This window comes from Kitasatospora acidiphila (genome assembly GCF_006636205.1).
GTDB lineage: Bacteria > Actinomycetota > Actinomycetes > Streptomycetales > Streptomycetaceae > Kitasatospora > Kitasatospora acidiphila.
Genome location: NZ_VIGB01000003.1, coordinates 3,957,813 through 3,973,239, shown reverse-complemented (window position 1 = coordinate 3,973,239; position 15,427 = coordinate 3,957,813). Strand labels below are relative to the sequence as shown.

8 protein-coding genes and 2 pseudogenes are annotated in these 15,427 nt (G+C 73.6%); 6 read left to right on the top strand and 4 right to left on the bottom strand.

Features of this window, described 5'->3' with window-relative positions; translation table 11 throughout:
* Positions 1–13 precede the first annotated feature (13 nt).
* A complete protein-coding gene (locus tag E6W39_RS18545; protein WP_407658398.1) occupies positions 14–1,396 on the bottom strand; it encodes an MFS transporter in 1,383 nt (460 codons plus the stop codon).
* A 670-nt stretch (positions 1,397–2,066) separates the two neighbouring features.
* Here E6W39_RS18545 and E6W39_RS18540 point away from each other — a divergent pair.
* From E6W39_RS18540 to E6W39_RS18530, 3 genes and pseudogenes are all read left to right on the top strand, one after another.
* Complete coding sequence (locus E6W39_RS18540; RefSeq protein WP_141634466.1) at positions 2,067–2,948, top strand: DUF3027 domain-containing protein; 882 nt, start codon at positions 2,067–2,069, stop codon at positions 2,946–2,948.
* Between the two features lie 120 nt (positions 2,949–3,068).
* A pseudogene (locus E6W39_RS18535) lies at positions 3,069–6,423 on the top strand (sacsin N-terminal ATP-binding-like domain-containing protein).
* A gap of 88 nt (positions 6,424–6,511) precedes the next feature.
* Complete coding sequence (locus E6W39_RS18530) at positions 6,512–7,078, top strand: flavodoxin family protein (RefSeq protein WP_141634465.1); 567 nt, start codon at positions 6,512–6,514, stop codon at positions 7,076–7,078.
* Here the strand turns inward: E6W39_RS18530 and E6W39_RS18525 are convergent.
* Both E6W39_RS18525 and E6W39_RS18520 read right to left on the bottom strand, forming a co-directional pair.
* Positions 7,065–9,515, bottom strand: a complete 2,451-nt coding sequence (locus E6W39_RS18525; RefSeq protein WP_141634464.1) for a cation-translocating P-type ATPase — start codon at positions 9,513–9,515, stop codon at positions 7,065–7,067. The two genes, E6W39_RS18530 and E6W39_RS18525, sit on opposite strands and share 14 nt — an antisense overlap.
* 126 nt (positions 9,516–9,641) lie before the next feature.
* The gene (locus tag E6W39_RS18520; protein WP_141634463.1) at positions 9,642–9,896 is read right to left on the bottom strand and encodes a DUF2530 domain-containing protein; all 255 of its coding nucleotides are present in this window, start codon (positions 9,894–9,896) and stop codon (positions 9,642–9,644) included.
* 125 nt (positions 9,897–10,021) lie between these two features.
* Between E6W39_RS18520 and E6W39_RS18515 the strand changes: the two are divergent.
* The 3 genes and pseudogenes from E6W39_RS18515 to E6W39_RS18505 all read left to right on the top strand — a co-directional run bounded on the left by E6W39_RS18515 (position 10,022) and on the right by E6W39_RS18505 (position 12,257).
* Positions 10,022–11,481: pseudogene (locus tag E6W39_RS18515) on the top strand (NCS2 family permease).
* 159 nt (positions 11,482–11,640) lie between these two features.
* A complete protein-coding gene (locus E6W39_RS18510; protein ID WP_141634462.1) occupies positions 11,641–11,841 on the top strand; it encodes a type II toxin-antitoxin system VapB family antitoxin in 201 nt (66 codons plus the stop codon).
* Complete coding sequence (locus E6W39_RS18505; protein ID WP_141634461.1) at positions 11,838–12,257, top strand: PIN domain nuclease; 420 nt, start codon at positions 11,838–11,840, stop codon at positions 12,255–12,257. The genes E6W39_RS18510 and E6W39_RS18505 overlap by 4 nt, the downstream gene beginning before the upstream one ends.
* A gap of 121 nt (positions 12,258–12,378) precedes the next feature.
* On the opposite strand, the gene E6W39_RS18500 is transcribed toward E6W39_RS18505, so the two are convergent.
* Entirely contained in the window at positions 12,379–15,147 is a 2,769-nt protein-coding gene (locus E6W39_RS18500; protein ID WP_141634460.1) for a hypothetical protein, read from the bottom strand.
* Between the last annotated feature and the right edge of the window lie 280 nt (positions 15,148–15,427).

The window sequence follows — 15,427 nt, the reverse complement described above, 5'->3', positions numbered from 1 at the left end:
CCAACTCCGCCGCTCACGCGACGCGGGGGTGCGGTGCGCCGCGGCGTGCCCCCAGCCGGATCAGGCTCACCACCGTCCACACCAGTGCCACCGCGAGCACCCCGGTGGCCACCGCAAGCCCCAGCGTGCCGTGCAGCGGCAGCAGGATCCCGACCGTGCCGCCGACCACCCAGCACAGCTGCATCAGGGTCTCCGAACGGGCGAAGGTCGAGGTGCGGACCGCCTCCGGCACGTCCCGCTGGATCAGCGCGTCCAGCGCCAGCTTGGCCAGCGAGGCCGCGATGCCCGCCACCGCGGCCACCAGCATCACCGTCCCCAGGCCGTACCAGAGCGTGCTGGCCACCGCGGCGGCGGTGGCCAGCGCCAGCATCGTGGTGATGATCGCCTCCGAGCCGCGGGTGCGCAGCCAGGAGCCGAACACCGAGCCGAGCGCGTTGCCGCCGCCGGCCGCCACCGCCAGCAGGCCCAGCGACTGCGTCGGCGTCAGCCCGCCGACGGGGGCGACCCGCAGCAGGAACGCCAGGAAGAGGGTGAGGAAGCCGGTCAGCCAGCGGAGCGCGGCCACTGCGCGCAGCCCGAGGATCACCGCGGGGCCGACCGTGCGCAGGCGGCCCGTGGGCCGGTCGGCCGCCGGCTGCGGCTGCTCCTCGGGGGCCGCCGGGTCGGGCTCGGCGTGCAGCACCGCGCGCTGCTCGCCCTTGGCCGAGTCCACCTGGTGCGGCAGGTGGAAGGCCATCAGGACGCCGATCAGGAAGACCACGAAGGCGCCGCGCAGCGGCCAGCCGGGGCCGATCAGATGCAGCAGCCCGCCCACCCCGGCGGCCAGCCCGGTGGCCAGCAGCCCGGCCAGGGTCACCCGGGAGTTGGCCTTGACCAGCGTGATTCCGGCCGGCTTCAGCCGCGGCACCACCACGCTGCGCACCACGCCGTAGGCCTTGGACGCGACCAGGCAGCCCAGCGCCGCCGGATAGAGCGCCAGGCTGCCGCTCACCACCGCGCCGGCCATGGACCACGCCAGGATCGCCCGGACCAGCATCGACGTCGCCATCGCGGCCCGCCGGCCGTGCGGCACCCGGTCGAGCAGCGGGCCGATCACGGGGGCCAGCACCGCGAACGGCGCCATGGTGACCAGCAGGTAGAGCGCCACCCGGCCGCGGGCCTGGTCGGTGGGCACCGAGAAGAAGATGGTGGAGGCCAGCGCGATGGTGATCAGCATGTCGCCGAAGGAGTTCAGCGCGTGCAGCTCGATCAGGCTCGACAGGCCGGACTCCCCGGCGCCCTGGGCCGAGGTGGCCTTGCGGATCCGGCGCCCGGTGCCCTGCACCGCCCTGCGGGTGCCGATCCCGGCCGCGGTTGCGCCGCGGAGCAGCAGGTTGCGCCGCGGCGTGGTGTCCACGGGAGCCGTCTCGGGCCCCTCGGGCCCCTCGGGCCCCTCGGGTTCTTCGGGCTCCGACGACCCGAAAGGCTCTGACGGGTCCGACGGCCCTGACGGCTCCTCGGAAGGCCCTGCGGCTGCTTCGCGCAGCCCCGCATCGGCCGCCGACCGCGGACCGTCCTCCGCGGCGGGGACCGCCGACTGCCGCCCCGGCACACCGCCCGCCTGAGCCGCCGTCCGGCCGGCCGGCCGCGGATCCTCAGGGTCCGCACCGCTCGACCCGGCCGCGGACCGGGCGCGCTGCGACGGGTTCTCGTCCGTCACACCGCCATCCTGCCTGACAAACCGGACAGGTGCGGGGCATTGGCCCCGCGCGGCGCGGCCCGGTCGGCGCGGCGCTCGCCGGTCCCGGCTCGCCGGGCTGTCGCCGAGACCTTCTTGACGGGTAGCCTGCTGTCCGCGTGCCGCTGCGCCGGAGCGCGCGCGTCCGCCTCGGCCGGAGCCGACGGCGGCGCGGCCGGTCCCCGCAGGGCTCCGGGTCACGCAGAATAGGGCGGTGAGCTGGTTCTGACCGGCCGGTGACCGTGCCCGACCCGGTGGCCCCGGACGGTTCGGAACGGCCCGGGCGAGTGACCGGGCGACTAGGCTGCAGGTAAGAAGACTGGAGAGAACCGACGCCGTGAGTGCTGCGATGCGAAGCCGTACCCCAGACCGGCTCTGTGCCGAGGCCGTCGAGCTCGCCAGGCAGGCAGCGGTCGAGTCGGTCGGCGCCGAGGTCGTCGGCGAGCACCTGGTGGCGCGCGCCGAGGCCGAGCGGGTGGTCACCCACACGTTCGAATGCCTGGACCCGGCCTACCGCGGCTGGCGCTGGGCGGTGACCGTGGCCCGCGCGCCGCGCGCCAAGGTGGTCACCCTCGACGAGGTCGTGCTGCTGCCCGGCCCGGACGCGGTGCTGGCGCCCGAGTGGGTGCCGTGGAGCGAGCGGCTGCGGCCGGGCGACATGGGCCCCGGCGACCTGCTGCCGACCGACGCCGACGACCTGCGCCTGGAGCCCGGCTGGACCGGCGATGACGAGCCGGGCGCCGCCGGCGCCGAGCTCTTCGACCGCGAGGACGACCTCGTGGTGAGCGATCCGCACGTGCAGCCGGCCCCGGCCCGCGCCCAGATCGGCGCGGTCGCCGACGAGCTCGGCATGAGCCGCCCCCGGGTGCTCTCCCGGCTCGGCCTGCACCTGGCCGCGGACCGCTGGGAGAAGACCCACGGCCCGCAGACCCCGATGGCCCAGTCGGCCCCCGCCACCTGCACCAGCTGCGGCTTCCTGATCCCGATCGGCGGCTCGCTGGGCCAGGCGTTCGGCGTCTGCGGCAACGAGTTCGGCCCGGCCGACGGCCAGATCGTCTCGCTCGCCTACGGCTGCGGCGGCCACTCCGAGGCAGCGGTGCTGCCGGCCCCGCCGGTGCCGGCCGAGCTGATCCTGGACGAGACCGTCGTCGAGCCGCTGCACCTGCACCCCGACCGGGCCGGCGGCTCGGTCGAGCCCGACGCTCCGGCCGAGGAGCTCGGCCACTCCTGATCGGCGTCCGATCCGCCCGGGTCCACGCCGATGGGCCCGGGCGCAGTCTGTCGGTGAAACGCGAGACAATGCCCCCCGTAGCAGTGTCCGGTGTGACAGACGGGGAAGGCGGCGGGTCCAGTGGAGCCTCGCATCATCGGTGGCGGCAGTGACGAGCAGATCGGCGACCCGTTCGGTACGGCCGAGTTGCGGCGTCGGGTGCTGGACGCCTGGACGGCCTCCCCGGCCCGGTTCCGGGAGGACGCCAACGCCGAGGAGGAGCTGGCCCTCGGCGGCTACCGGGACCGCCTGATCATCGAGTTGGCGCAGAACGCCGCCGACGCCGCCGCCCGGGCCGGCCGCGGCCCCGGCCGGTTGCGGCTGGCGCTGCGCGACGGGGTGCTGGCCGCCGCCAACACCGGTGCCCCGCTGGACGCCGCCGCCGTCGAGTCGCTGGCCACCCTGCGGGCCTCCTCCAAGCGCTCCGACGCCACCATGACGGTGGGTCGGTTCGGTGTCGGCTTCGCCGCCGTGGTCGCCGTCAGCGACGAACCGGCCATCGTCGGCCAGGCCGGCGGCGTGCGCTGGTCGCTCGCCGAGGCCCGCGAGCTGATTGCCGGTCAGGCCGTCCAACAGTCCGAGCTGGCCGAGGAGTTGCGCCGCCGCGACGGCCATCTCCCGTTGCTGCGGCTGCCGTTCGCGGCCTCCGGTGAGCCGCCGGTCGGCTATGACACGGTGGTGCTGCTGCCGCTGCGCGACGGCGCGGCCGAGGATCTCGCCCGCACCCTGCTGGACGGCATCGACGACGCGCTGCTGCTCACCCTGCCGGGCCTCGGCGAGGTGGTGGTGGAGACCCCGGACGGCACCGTGCGCACCCTCACCCGGGCCGCCGTCGAGCGCTCCGAGAGCGGGCTGGCCGAGGTCGTCATCACCGACCGGACCGGCGAGGCCGGCGGGATCGGGGAGGGGGCGAGGAGTCCCGCTGGCAGACCGTCACCGCCACCGGCGCCCTCGACCCGGAGCTGCTGGCGGACCGTCCGGTGGAGGAGCGGTCCCGGCCGTACTGGACGGTCACCTGGGCCGTCCCGGTCGCCGCCGACGGCGCCCCCGAGTCGGTCCCGGTCACGCCGGTGCTGCACGCGCCCACCCCGAGCGAGGAGCCGCTGGGCATCCCCGCGCTGCTGATCGCCTCCTACCCGCTGGACTCCACCCGCCGGCACGTCGCCCCCGGCCCGCTGACCGACTTCCTCACCGAGCGGGCCGCCGACGCCTACGCCGAGCTGCTCCGGGCCCGCGGCGCCGACCTCGGCTCGCTCTCCCTGGTGCCGGGCCCGCTCGGCCAGGGCGCGCTGGACAACGCGCTGCGCACCGGCGTGCTGGCCCGGCTGCCGCGGACCCCGTTCCTGCCGCACCCGACCGCCGTCGACCCGGACGCCGATGACGAGGGCGCCCCGGCGTTGCGCCCCGTTGACGCCACCCTGCTGGAGGGCGCCGACCGCTCGGTGGTCGAGGCGCTGGCGCCGATCTTCCCCGGCCTGCTGCCGGCCGGCCTGGAGCGCCGCCCGGAGCTGCGCGCGCTCCAGGTGCGCCGGGTGCCGCTGGCCGAGGTCGTCGACCAACTCGGCGGCCTGGAGCGGGAACCGGCCTGGTGGCGCAGCCTGTACGGGGCGCTGGCCGGCGCAGACCCGGAGGCGCTGGGCGCGCTGCCGGTGCCGCTGGCCACCGGGCGGATGCTGACCGGGCCGCGCCGGGTGCTGCTGCCCTCGGACGACGCCGACTGGGCCGGCTTCCCCGACTATCCGCAGTCGCTGGCCGAGGCGCTGGAGCTGTTCGACCTGCGGCTGGCCCACCCGGAGGCGGCGCACCCGCTGCTGGCCAAGCTGGGCGCCACCACCGCCACCCCCGCCGGGATCCTGGCCACCCCCGAGCTGCGGGCCGCCGTGGTCCGTTCGCTGGACGTCGGCGAGGAGGACTTCGACGGCGCCGTGGACCTGGCGGACGCGGTGCTCGGCCTGGTCAAGGCGGCCGGCACCCAGCCCGGCGAGCACCCCTGGCTGGCCCGGCTGGCGCTGCCGGACGACGAGGGCGAGCTCGCCCGGGCCGGTGAACTCCTGCTGCCGGACAGCCCGTTCGCCCAGCTGGCCCGGCCCGACGACGCGCCGTTCGTGGACGAGGACCTGCTGGACCGCTGGGGCTCCGAGGTGCTGGCAGCGGTCGGGGTGCTCGCCGACTTCGTGCTGGTCCGCGCCGAGGACGCGGTGCTCGACCCCGACGACCTGGAGCGGCTCGACCCGACCGCGCCCGCCGACCGCGCCGTGGGCGGCCGGCCGACCGGGCTGCTGGACGAGGCGCCGGACGGGCTCGCCGACTGGTGCGAGGAGGTGGTCGAGGCGCTGCACGAGGACCAGGCCGAGCTGGGGGTGCCGCCGGTGGCCGGGGAGCTGCTGGTGGTGCGGGACCTGGACCTGGTGGACGATCAGGCCTGGCCCGAGGCGCTGGCCCTGCTGGCCCGGCCGCCCTACCGGGACGCGGTGGTGGCGCCGGTGCGGGCGCTGCTGCCGGACGGGCGGTACGCCGACCTGCCGCCGTACACCGCCTGGTGGCTGCGCGACCACCCGGTGCTGGACGGGCGGGAGCCGGCCGGGCTGCGCGCGGCCGGAGCCGACTGGCTGCTCCGCGGCCTCTACGACGAGGCCCGCACCACGCTGGACCCGGAGTTCCTGCACGCCCTCGGGGTGCGCACCACGCTGGCGGCGCTGCTCGCCGAGCCGCACGGAGCGGAGGAGCTGCTCGACCGGCTCACCGACCCGGACAGTGAGGTGACGCATCGCCAACTGCACGGCATCTACTCGTCGTTGGGCCGCGTCGAGGCCTTTGACGCGGAGCCGTTGGAGGTGGTGCGGGCGCTGCCGCCGCTGGATCCGGAGACCGGGCGCCGCCCGGCGCACACCGTGGTGGTGGACGCCACCGAGGCGGTGGTGGCCGACGCCCCCGACCTGGTGGCGCTGCTCCACCCGTACCCGCTGGTGCCGGTGGCGCCCGCGCTGGCGCCGGTGCTGGCCGAGCGGCTGCACGTCTCGCTGGCCAGCGAGATCGCCGGCGGCCGGGTGCTCTCGGAGGGCACCCTGCACCGGGTGTCGCCGTTCGTCCGGGAGCTGCTGCCCGGCTGCCCGGCGGCCTACGAGGAGCACGAGGAGCTGCTGGTGGTCGGCCCTGACGGCTCGGAGGCGGCCGTCGACTGGCGCTGGGACGCGGCGGCGCCCAGCCCGGAGCTGCCGTACGACCCGGAGGACCCGCAAAGCGAGGGGGATGTCGAAGATCCTGAGTTCGAGGTGCCGCCGGTGCCGGGTCTGCTGCACGCCGCCACGCCCGAGGGCCTGGCCGCCGGTCTGGCCTGGTCGGTGGGCAGTGGCACCGCCGCTTCGAGGTGCTGGCCGCGCTCACCGAGCCGGACCGCGCCTATGAGCTCTCGGCGGCCCGCGACTTCGAGGGCTGACGCAGCTCCCCGAGGGGTGAACCAACGTGTCGGAGGTTGACCCGAACGGGAGTGACAGCGTTTCGGGGGCTTGCCTAGGGTGTCGGTCATGATCGACAACCCCGGGCGCAGCTTCCTCTTCCTGCTGGCGAGCAGCCGGCACGACGGCAACACCGAACTCCTTGCCCGGCGGGCGGCCGAACAGCTGCCCGCCGGCACCGAGCAGCGCTGGCTGCGCCTCGGTGAACTGCCGCTGGCGCCGTTCGCCGACCGGCGGCACGACGGCGAGGGGGTCTACCCGCAGCCCGAGGGCCATGAGCGGACCCTGCTGGAGGCCACCCTCGCCGCCACCGACCTGGTGATCGCCTCCCCGCTGTACTGGTACAGCGTCTCCGCCGACGCCAAGCTCTACCTGGACCACTGGGCGGGCTGGATGCGGGTGCCGGGCTACGACTTCCGGGCCCGGATGGCCGGCAAGACGCTCTGGGCGGTCAGCGCCAGCTCCACCGAGGACCCGGCGGCCTCGGACGCGCTGGTGACCACCCTGCGCATGAGCGGCGAGTACCTGAAGATGCACTGGGGCGGCGCGCTGCTCGGCTACGCCAACCAGCCGGGCCGAGTCGTCGAGGACGAGGGCGCGATGGCGCGGGCGAAGAGCTTCTTCAGCGCGGCATAGGCCGGGGCTCGGCCGGCTGCTCCGCCGTCGCGGGGAACCCGCGCCGCACGAACCGCCAGGACACCTCCAGCAGCAGGCCGGCGACCAGCGCGATCGCCACCCCCGTCCAGGGGTCGCGGTAGCCGGCCAGGTTCAGCTGGAAGAAGTCCGACAGCCAGGGGATCAGCAGCACCAGGGCGAAGGCTCCGGCCATGGCCGCGATCAGCAGCAACCGCCACCAGGTGTACGGCCGGGCCACGATCGCCAGCACCCAGAGGGCGACCAGGAAGAGCGTCAGGGTGGCCACACTCGTGTCGGCCTTGAGGTCGGTGGCGTGGTTGGCGCGGGCCAGGGCGTAGGAGGTGAAGGTGGCCGTCCCGGCGATCAGCCCGCAGGGCACCGCCAGCCGCAGCACCCGGCGGACGAACCCCGGCTGGGCCCGCTCCTGGTTGGGCGCCAGCGCCAGGAAGAACGCCGGGATGCCGATGGTCAGGCTGCTGAGCAGGGTGGAGTGCCGGGGCAGGAACGGATACGGCAGCTGGGTGAAGACCACCAGCAGTGCCAGCAGCACCGCATAGACCGTCTTCACCAGGAAGAGCCCGGCCACCCGCTCGATGTTGCCGATCACCCGGCGCCCCTCCGCCACCACCATCGGCAGCGTGGCGAACCGGTCGTCGAGCAGCACGATCTGCGCCACCGCCCGGGTGGCGTCGCTGCCCGAGCCCATCGCCACGCCGATGTCCGCGTCCTTGAGGGCCAGCACGTCGTTGACGCCGTCACCGGTCATCGCCACGGTGTGGCCGCGCGACTGCAGGGCGCCGACCAGCAGGCGCTTCTGCTGCGGAGTCACCCGGCCGAAGACGGTGGTCCGCTCGGCGGTGTCGGCCAGCGCCGGCGGGTCGGCGGGCAGGGTGCGGGCGTCCACCGGGTGCTCGGCCCCCGGCAGCGCCAGGCTCGCCGCCACCGCGCCGACCGAGACGGCGCTGTCCCCGGAGATCACCTTGGCCTCGACCCGCTGCTGCTCGAAGTACCGCAGGGTGTCGGCCGCATCCGCCCGCACCCGCTGCTCCAGCACCACCAGGGCCAGCGGCTGCAGGTCCTTGGCCGGGTCGGGGGCGTCCAGTGGCACGGGGGAGCGGCCCAGCAGCAGCACCCGCAGGCCCTGCGCACCCAGCTCGTCCACCTGCTCCAGCGCCGGATGGCCCTCGGGCAGCAGCACGTCCGGCGCGCCGAGCAGCCAGCTGCCCTCGCCGCCGCCCGGCTCCAGCAGCTGCGCCCCGCTCCACTTGCGGGCCGAGGAGAACGGCATCGCCTCCAGCAGCAGCCAGCGCTCCCGCTCCGGACCGCCCTCGCCGAAGGCGTCGATCACCGCCTGCATGCTGGCGTTGGGCCGGGCGTCCGCGCTCGCCAGCACGCCCAGCGCCTGACGCAGCGTCGCCTCGTCGGCCGGCTCGGGCGCCAGCGGCCGCAGCTCCCGCACGTCCATGCCGCCCTCGGTGAGGGTGCCGGTCTTGTCCAGGCAGACCGTGTCCACCCGGGCCAGGCCCTCGATCGCCGGCAGCTCCTGCACCAGGCACTGCTTGCGGCCGAGCCGGATCACGCCGATCGCGAAGGCCACCGAGGTGAGCAGCACCAGCCCCTCCGGCACCATCGGCACGATGCCGGCCACGGTCCGCCGGACCGCCTCCCGCCAGTCGTTGCCCCGCACCGCCCACTGGCTGATCACCAGGCCGATCGCGGTGGGGATCAGCAGATAGGTGACGTACCGCAGGATGGTGTCGATGCCGCTGCGCAGCTCTGACTTGACCAGGGTGAACCGGCTGGCCTGCTCGGCCAGTTGGGCGGCGTAGGCCTCGCGGCCGACCTTGGTGGCGGTGAAGGCGCCGGCGCCGGCCACCACGAAACTGCCGGACATCACCTGGTCGCCCGGCTGCTTGAGCACCGGATCGGGCTCGCCGGTGAGCAGCGACTCGTCGACCTCCAGGCCGTCCTCCTCGATGACCTCGCCGTCGACCACCACCTTGTCGCCGATGGCGAGCAGCACGGTCTCGTCCAGCACGATCTGGGAGACCGGGATCTGTATCGCCTGCCCGTCCCGGCGCACCGCCGGGCGGGCCTCGCCGATCAGCGCCAGGCTGTCCAGGGTGCGCTTGGCGCGGATCTCCTGGATGATCCCGATCGCCGTGTTGGCCACGATCACCAGGCCGAACAGCCCGTCCTGGATCGGCCCGACCACCAGGATGATGGCGAACAGCACCCCGATGATCGCGTTGAACCGGGTGAAGACATTGGCCTGGACGATCTCCCGCACGGACCGGCTGGACCGCGCCGGCACATCGTTGACCTGGCCGCGGCCCACCCGCTCGGCGACCTCGGCAGTGCTCAGCCCGCGCTGGCGGGTGGCGGCCGGGCCGCCGGCGTGGGCGCCGGGGTCGCGCTGCTCCGAGGGGTGCGTCATGGCACCGACTCTACGTGCGGCAAATGTCCGGTGCGTCCTCCTATGGGCCGGTGTCGAGCGGCCGAAAGGAGGGGGCGGGTCAGTCGGGTGGATGAGCCGGTCGAGCCGGAAGGGGGTGGGGTGCCGCTACTCGGAGCCGGCCGCCCGGGCGCGCCGGATCGCGTCCCGCCGGGCCCGGCAGTACCAGAGCCCGATCAGGCCGAGCAGCCCGCCGGACAGGCAGATCCACGGCCAGTTGCCGTGCCCCTGCCGGCTCAGCGTGTCCTGGAACGGCAGCAGCACCAGGAAGCCCAGGAACCAGAGCACCGTGCCGCCGCCGACGATCGCGACGTCATTGGCTTCCAGGGGCGGCGGTGCGGGATGGATCGGGCTCTTCGGCATGGGACGTAGCGTACGTGTCCGCGCGCGCCGCCATGCTGGCACGCGCATCTACGCGCGAAGATGGCGCGTGCACGACCGGCCGACCCATACTGAAGACTTCCTCCACCCCCATCTGAGGACGACGCATGCCTTCCGTGGCCCAGCCGACCGTGGAGTCGCCCGAGCCCCCGGCGCCCGCTTCCCCCACCGGCGCCATCGACCGCTACTTCAAGATCTCCGCGCGCGGCTCCAGCCTGCCCGGGAGATCCGCGGTGGCGTCGCGACCTTCTTCACCATGGCCTACATCCTGGTGCTGAACCCGATCATCCTGTCCAACGCCGTGGACATCAACAAGCACACGCTGAGCTTCCCGCAGCTGGTCACCGCGACCGCGCTGACCGCCGGGCTGACCACGCTGCTGATGGGCGTGATCGGCAACGTGCCGATCGGACTGGCCGCCGGTCTGGGCGTCAACACCATCGTGGCGCTCCAGCTGGCGCCCAAGATGACCTGGCCCGACGCCATGGGCATGGTGATGCTGGCCGGCTTCTGCATCATGCTGCTGGTCGCCACCGGCCTGCGGGAACGCGTGATGAACGCCGTGCCGCTCGGCCTGCGCAAGGCCATCGCGATCGGCATCGGCCTGTTCATCGCGCTGGTCGGCTGCGTCGACTCCGGCTTCGTCAGCCGGATCCCGGACGCGGCCCACACCACCGTCCCGCTGGAGCTGGGCATCGGCGGCCACCTGCACGGCTGGCCGGTGCTGGTCTTCGTGCTCGGCCTGCTGCTCACCCTGGTGCTGGTGGTCCGCAAGGTGCCCGGGGCGATCCTGATCTCCATCGCGACGATGACCGTGGTCGCCGTGGTGATCCAGAAGGCGGCCAACCTGCCCGCCGACTCCTGGGGCCTGACGGTGCCCAAGTGGCCCGGCAATCCGGTCGCCACCCCCGACTTCGGCCTGGTCGGCAAGGTCAGCCTGTTCGGCGGCTTCCAGCACGTCGGCGCGCTCACCGGCATCCTGTTCGTCTTCACCGTGCTGATGAGTGCCTTCTTCGACGCGATGGGCACCATCCTGGGCGTCGCCGACGAGGCGCACCTGCTGGACAAGAACGGCGACCTGCCCGGCATCAACCGGGTCCTGATGGTGGACGGCATCGCCACCGCCGCCGGCGGCGCCACCTCCTCCTCCGCCAACACCTGCTTCGTGGAGTCCACCGCGGGCGTCGGCGAGGGGGCGCGCACCGGCTTCGCCAGCCTGGTGACCGGCGCGCTCTTCATGCTCGCGCTCTTCCTCACCCCGCTGGCCACCATGGTCCCGGCCCAGGCCGCTACCCCGGCCCTGGTCACCGTCGGCTTCCTGATCCTGGCCAACTCGATCCGCGACATCGACTGGTCCGATTACACGATCGCCATCCCGGCGTTCCTGACCATGGTGCTGATGCCGTTCACCTACAGCATCACCAACGGCATCGGCATGGGCTTCATCGTCTTCTGCGTGCTGCGCATCGCCACCGGTCGGTGGCGTGAGGTGCCGGTCGCGATGTACGCGGTGGCGGCGGTCTTCGCCTTCTACTACATGATGCCGGCGCTGGGGCTGGCCAAGTAGACCGCCCCCGCCGCCCGGCTGAGCGCCGCCCCGGAGACTGCCTCCGGGGCGGCGCTTCGCGTTTGCGGCCCTTTCGGATGACCGGGTGCAGGTTGTTCGATATCTCTTCCAGGGCCTCGGCGATATCATGAAGCCTGAGTCAATCCGTGGGGAGCGATCATGACGCGCACCGTTATCGACCTCGACGACGACCTCCTCGAAGAGGCGCAGCGCCTCTTCGGCACGACCACCAAGGTCGCGACGGTCAACGCCGCCCTGCTGGAGGCCGTCAAGCTGGCCCGCCGGATAGAGCTGGCGGACGCCATTGCCAGCGGTGAGTTCGACCTGCTCGGTGAATCCGGCAGCGAGGCTGCTGCGTGAGCCGTGAGCGCTTCCTGATCGACAAGTCGGCTCTCGCGCGGTGGGGTAAGCCCTCGGTGCGGCCGGTCCTTGACGATCTTTCACAGCGGGCCCTGCTTGCGGTCAGTGCGGTTGTCGAGATGGAGGTCCTGCACAGCGCCCGGACGGCAGCCGAAGCGGAACGCCTTCAGCACCTACTGCGGGGTTTCGACTATCTGCCGTGCACTGACGAGGTATGGGACCGTGCCAAGTTCATCCAGCGTCAGGCCCTGTTCCGGGGCAGCCACCGTGCGCTGTCGATGGCCGACATGCTCATCGCGGCCACGGCAGAGCGGCATGCGGTCACCGTGCTGCACTACGACGGCGACTACGACATGATCGCGGCGATCACCGGCCAGCCCGTGCGCTGGGTCGTGCCGGCGGGGACGGCTGACTGAGGTAGCCGAGCGGGTGCCGCCCGTCGTCCGCCCTCCTGGGGTCCAAGTAGCGGCTTCTGCAAGGCAGTCGAGCCCGGTCCCGCTGGTGCGGGGCCGGGCTCGACTGGTTACCGGGATCGGGTCAGTGCTGCATCCAGGTGCCGGTGGACCAGAGGGAGCGGCCGTCGGCGTCGTAGAGCACGACGTTCGAGTCGTACTGCACGACGGCGTAGGCGCCGGGGTGGCCCCAGGTGCCGGTGGACCAGAGGGCGTTGTGGTCGGCGCCGGAGAGCACGAAGTTGCCGTCGGGCTGCACGACGGCGTAGGCGCCGGGGTGGCCCCAGGTGCCGGTCGACCACAGGGCCCGGCCGCTGGATCCGTAGAGCACCAGGTTGCCGTCGGCCTGCATGCTCAGCTTGGTGCCCTGGTAGCGGGAGTTGTCGATCACGTAGCCCGAGGGCAGCCGGTCGCCCGGGTTGACCACCGCGCCGCGGTAGAGCGGGCCGGTGACGTCGGTGCCGCTGTGCCAGAGCTGGTTGCCCAGGCTGTCGAAGACGGCGAGGTCGGCGGTGTCCAGCAGGATGGCGCGGCCGCCGGGGTGGCCCCAGGTGCCGGTGGACCAGAGGGAGTTGTGGTCGGCGCCGTAGACGACCAGGTTGCCGTCGGGCTGAAGGGTGGCGGTGGCGCCGGGGTGGCCCCAGGTGCTGGTGGACCAGAGGGAGCGGCCGGTTGCCTGCGAGTAGAGCACCAGGTTGCCGTCGGCCTGCATGCTCAGCCGGGCGCGCTGCCCCTGCAGCGACTGACCGCTCGCCAGGCTGGTCCCGGCGGCGAACGCGGCACCGGACGTGCCCCTGCTCCAGATCGGCGTGTCGGCGGCGTCGTAGATGACGAGGTTGGTGTCGTTCTGCACGGTGAGGTGGTCACCCGGGTGGCCGCCGGTGTGGCTGGACCAGAGCGGGTTGCCGGCGGCGTCCTGGACCACCAGATCGCCGTCGGGCTGCAAGGTGGCGTAGGCGCCCGGGTGGCCGTAGGTGCCGGCGGTCCAGAGCAGCTTGCCGTCGGTGCCGACCAGCTCCAGGTCGCCGGTGGCGGTCACCTGGAGGTGGACACCGGTGGTGCCGGGCAGGGAGCTGCCCGCGTGCAGGGTGGTGCCGGGCGCGATGCCGTAACCGTTCGGGTCGTGGGCGGGCTCGTAGCTGCCGGTGCCCCAGAGCGCCTTGCCGTTCAGGTCCGTGACCACCAGGTCGCAGTCGGACGTGAGGGCCAGGTAGCGGCCGTTCAGGGTGGCCGGTCCGGCGCTCCACAGCGTCTGGCGGGCCTCCTGGACGACGAGTCCCTTGGTGGGGTCCCAGGCCGCTGCGGCGCCCGGGTGGCCGGCGGTGCCGGCCGACCAGAGGACCTTGCCCTGGTAGTCGCTGTAGACCAGGTTGCCGTCCTCCTGCATGGTCAGCTTGGCGCAGGGACCGTAGCTGACGTCGCCGGGGATGCCCTGGAGGGTCAGGAGGTCGCCGGGCGCCGTCATGGCGTACGGAGTGTCGGACCCGAGCGGGATGCGCGCGGGGCTGAGCTGGGCGACTCCGTTGACCGGCGGCAGGCCCGGGTAGCTGTAGACGCGGCCGCTGAAGTCCCAGAGCAGGGCCGGGCTGCCGGTGCCGTCGGCATCGCCGGCGGAGCTGACCGGGCCACCCGAGGTGCCGGTCTGGTAGTAGGAGCCCGGCAGCAGGTCCAGTCGGCCGGGCAGCGGGCCCGGGGTGCTGCCGCCGGCGGCGCCGAAGCGCTGGCCTGGTGAGACGTCGCAGGAGGCCATCGAGGGCATTGAGTCGGTGAAGATGACGGGCGGGAAACCGAAGCACTTTCCGGAGGCCGAGTCGACCAGCGAGTCGTAGTCGCCCGGTTGCCAGTGCTGCTCCGAGTCACGGCCGTCGCAGGTCGACAGGCCGGCCGTGGCGGCGTCGAGGCAGTCGCCCCAGGCATGGACCGTGCCGTCGTTGCCGAACTGGAAGTGCGCCGTCATCGGGGCGGAGCAGGCCGCGAGGGTCAGCGGGAGGTGCCCGGTGGTGGCCCCTGCGGGGAAGACCGACAGGCACAGGTGGGTGCCGTCGGTCTGCACCAGCCCGTTCTGCAGCGGCTGCGGCACGGGGGCGGCGAGGACGGTGGTGGGGGTGCCGTCGGCCTTGAAGGTGAGCGGGAAGCTGTCGATCGCGCCGACCTCGCCCGAGCCGCGCACCCACAGGGTCGGCACGCCGCCGACCTTGCCGGGGGCGATCAGGGAGGTGCCGCTCCAGTCGCCGGTGCCGAGCAGCACCGGATTGCCGAAGGACGGGCCGCTCCCGGCCGCCGGGTAGTACCAGAGCCTGCCGTTCTCCACCGTGATCAGCGCCGGCTGGGTGTTGGCCCCGCTGCCGCCGTCGGTGGCCAGGATCTGGGTGGTGGAGTTCCAGGTCGGGTCGTAGCCGGTGCAGTCGCCCGCGGCGCAGGTGGCCGGCTTGGCGACGGTCAGGACCTTGTCCTTGTGGGTGAAGTGCCCTGGCACACCGCCGGATTCGGCGTCGTTGGGATAGACGTAGACATGGTGCGAGCCGGGGCTGAGGAGCACCAGGTCATCGGTCTTGCCGCCGTTCAGGCTGCCCCGGTGGGTGATCACGTACTGGCCCCAGGTCGTCCCTGACTCCGGAGCGGCCGCCTGGGTCGAGGCGGTGAACGCGGACGCGCCGGCGGGGAACGCGCCGAGGGAGTTGCCGACGCCCTGCACGACGTCCGGAGTGCCGTCCCCGTCGATGTCGCCCGGGACTCCGGTGCCGGCGCTCGCCGCGCGTGCCGAGGGCGAGCCGGCCGCGAGTGCGGGGCTCGCGGCGCTCGCCGCAAGTGCGGTGGCGAGCAGGGATGTGGCGGCCAGGCGGCCGAGTCTCATGCTGTTTCCCCCAAGAGACGTGTCGGACGTGCGAGTTGGGCCCTACTGGCGAAACCGGCTGCCAGGGCGGTGCGGGGCGCGGCTGCGCTCCCTCATCAGGGTTCCTCCCCGGTGGGTGCCGGCGGGACCGGTGGAAGTGTGAGGGGTCTGTAATACGGTGTGAACAACGTATGGGCCGAGCGCAGGGTATCGGTCGTCGGCGACCGGTCTCAATGGGGTTCCACCCGTCCGTCCACGGCATGGTGACGATGGGCCAGATCGTCCGCCCGGCTCATCCTCC

Bases quoted from the DNA above. Each gene is read 5' to 3' on its own strand.
- E6W39_RS18540 (WP_141634466.1), top strand. From the start codon at position 2,067: ATGCGAAGCCGTACCCCAGACCGGCTCTGTGCCGAGGCCGTCGAGCTC.
- E6W39_RS18530 (WP_141634465.1), top strand. From the start codon at position 6,512: ATGATCGACAACCCCGGGCGCAGCTTCCTCTTCCTGCTGGCGAGCAGC.
- E6W39_RS18525 (WP_141634464.1), bottom strand. From the start codon at position 9,515: ATGACGCACCCCTCGGAGCAGCGCGACCCCGGCGCCCACGCCGGCGGC.
- E6W39_RS18520 (WP_141634463.1), bottom strand. From the start codon at position 9,896: ATGCCGAAGAGCCCGATCCATCCCGCACCGCCGCCCCTGGAAGCCAAT.
- E6W39_RS18510 (WP_141634462.1), top strand. From the start codon at position 11,641: ATGACGCGCACCGTTATCGACCTCGACGACGACCTCCTCGAAGAGGCG.
- E6W39_RS18500 (WP_141634460.1), bottom strand. From the start codon at position 15,147: ATGAGACTCGGCCGCCTGGCCGCCACATCCCTGCTCGCCACCGCACTT.